Annotated in this window: 3 protein-coding genes; all 3 read left to right on the top strand. The window is 31.8% G+C overall.

What is annotated here, in order from left to right; genetic code table 11:
* Positions 1-420: 420 nt before the first annotated feature.
* Positions 421-1,359, top strand: coding sequence for a tyrosine-type recombinase/integrase (locus tag Megvenef_RS09050; RefSeq protein WP_322777602.1), 939 nt, complete (start codon positions 421-423; stop codon positions 1,357-1,359).
* Between the two features lie 20 nt (positions 1,360-1,379).
* The gene (locus Megvenef_RS09045) at positions 1,380-1,550 is read left to right on the top strand and encodes a helix-turn-helix domain-containing protein (protein ID WP_322777601.1); all 171 of its coding nucleotides are present in this window, start codon (positions 1,380-1,382) and stop codon (positions 1,548-1,550) included.
* 70 nt (positions 1,551-1,620) lie between these two features.
* Positions 1,621-2,219, top strand: a 599-nt coding sequence (locus Megvenef_RS09040; protein WP_322777600.1) for a hypothetical protein, incomplete at its 3' end; no start/stop codon positions are given.

Raw genomic sequence — 2,219 nt, 5'->3', positions numbered from 1 at the left:
ATGTTAGATATGCTGCTATTCTTGTTTTTGCATATTCTTTAGCACTAGTGAAGTCCATATATTTTACCTTTGTTAAAATTGTTAAAAGAACAAAAGAGCATTCTTTTTTACAGGTAAATTATAGCACATGCCCAAATTACCAAAATTTGGGTTTTGTGCTCTTGAATTATTATTGAATAATAATTGAGAAATGAAGGCCAATGTTTATAAGGCATTCCAGCCTCAAAATGGAATTATGTCCCGCAATTTTTACAAAAAATGGAATTATGCCCCGCAATTTTTACAAAAAATGGAATTATGCCCCGCAATTTTTACAAAAAATGGAATTATTTTTTAGTTTTTCTCCAAGAAGAAACCGCTTTACAAACAGAATAAAATAACATATATATGTATGTATAATAAAAACTTTTATCGAGAGATATGAAAAATTTAGAAATTTTAAGCAAAAACCAAGTTGTTGTAACTGCATCAGGAATAACTGATAATTTGTATAATGAGTTTATATCGTTTATAGATGCAAAACCAAAAACTATAGCTACTTACACAAGGGCGCTTAGACAATTTTTTGCTTTTCTCAAGAATCATGGAATTACACATCCCAAGAGAGAAGACGTTATAGCTTTTAGAGAAGAGCTATTATTGCGTAATAAACCGACTACAGTGCAAAACTATATCGTTACAGTAAGGCTATTCTTTCGATGGTTGGAACAAATGGGTATTTATAAGAATATAGCGGATAAAATTAAGTCTCCTACTATTAGTAAGGCGCACAAGAAAGATTATTTAACTAGTAAGCAAGTTAAAGCTATTCTTGAGCATATAGCTAGCGATACTACGGAGCAAGGGATAAGGGATTACGCTATATTTGCCGTTATGGTGGTTGGCGGTTTAAGAACTATTGAGATTGCTCGTAGTAATATTTCTGATGTGAGGAATGTAGGTGATAATACTGTATTATTTATACAGGGTAAGGGTAGAGATGAGAAAACCGATTATATAAAGCTACCTTTTTTTGTAGAGCGTGCGGTTAGAAGATATTTGAAGTTAAGGAATGGTGAAAGCAATGAGCCTTTATTTGTTAGTACTAGTAACAATAATTTAGGTCAAAGACTAACAACTAGGTCTATTAGCGGAATAATCAAGAGCAGGTTAAAAGAGGCTGGTTATAATTCGGAGATGCTGACTGCTCATTCATTAAGACATACGGCTGGAACGCTGAATTTATTAAATGGCGGTAGCTTAGAAGAAACGCAGCAATTATTAAGGCATAGCAATATTAACACGACAATGATTTACCTTCATCATATGGAGCGAGCAAAAAATATGAGTGAAGAACGTATTGCTAATGTAATTTTTTAAAATACAAATGAGAGAATATAATGTTAGGTATAAAATTATATAATATGAAAGAAGCAAGTAAGATTTTGGGGGTGAGTGAGAGAACTCTATTTACCTATATAAAATCTGAGAGGTTAAAAGCAAATAAGATAAGAGGAAAATGGATGATAACTGAGGATAATTTGAAGAAATTCATCCAAGGTGAGAAATAGTTCAACTTCTGCAAATATTCCTTAGCAGAAGTTCGCCCCGTAATTAGTTTAAAAAAATGAAGTACAACTCGTGAATACTATAAATATTAGAAAACTACTTAATAAAAATAACTTAACTGGTGTGGAAGTAGGTAAGGCTTATATTTTAACTCGTCTACATGATAACCTTACTAATGGTAAAGAGTTAATATTAACAGATGAAGAGCTTAGAACTCTTGTGGCTAAAATAACAGAACAGTCAGAGATAAACCAAGCTCAAGCATATGTAAATTTCTACTCTTGGATGGAACGTGCATATTTAATAGCAAAAGGTAGGTATCATCACCTTTATGCTGGATTGTCTGGATTATATTTCAAAGTAGATTCTACTCTAAAATCGGAACAGGGATTTAATACCCTCAAGAAAATAACAGGCGGTTCTAACAGCAAAGATGATGATTATCAGAAATTAAAAACTTTTACCGAACACGTTTTGTTTAATATGTCAACATTTTATCAAATAGAGGATCCAGAAGGTTTAGAGTATGTTCGTATTGTTAGGGATACTGTTATGAGACGATTACCAGAGCTATTAGCATATAATAAATCAGTTAGCTTATTTGCAGATTTTTTTAAGATATCTGACATTTTAGAGAATTTTCAAATTGATACCAAGCGTTTATTAATTGG

The organism is Candidatus Megaera venefica, from assembly GCF_034554655.1.
Lineage (GTDB): Bacteria > Pseudomonadota > Alphaproteobacteria > Rickettsiales > Rickettsiaceae > Megaera_A > Megaera_A venefica.
Note: the sequence above shows the minus strand (reverse complement) of the source record. Positions and strands in the feature narration are given on the sequence as shown.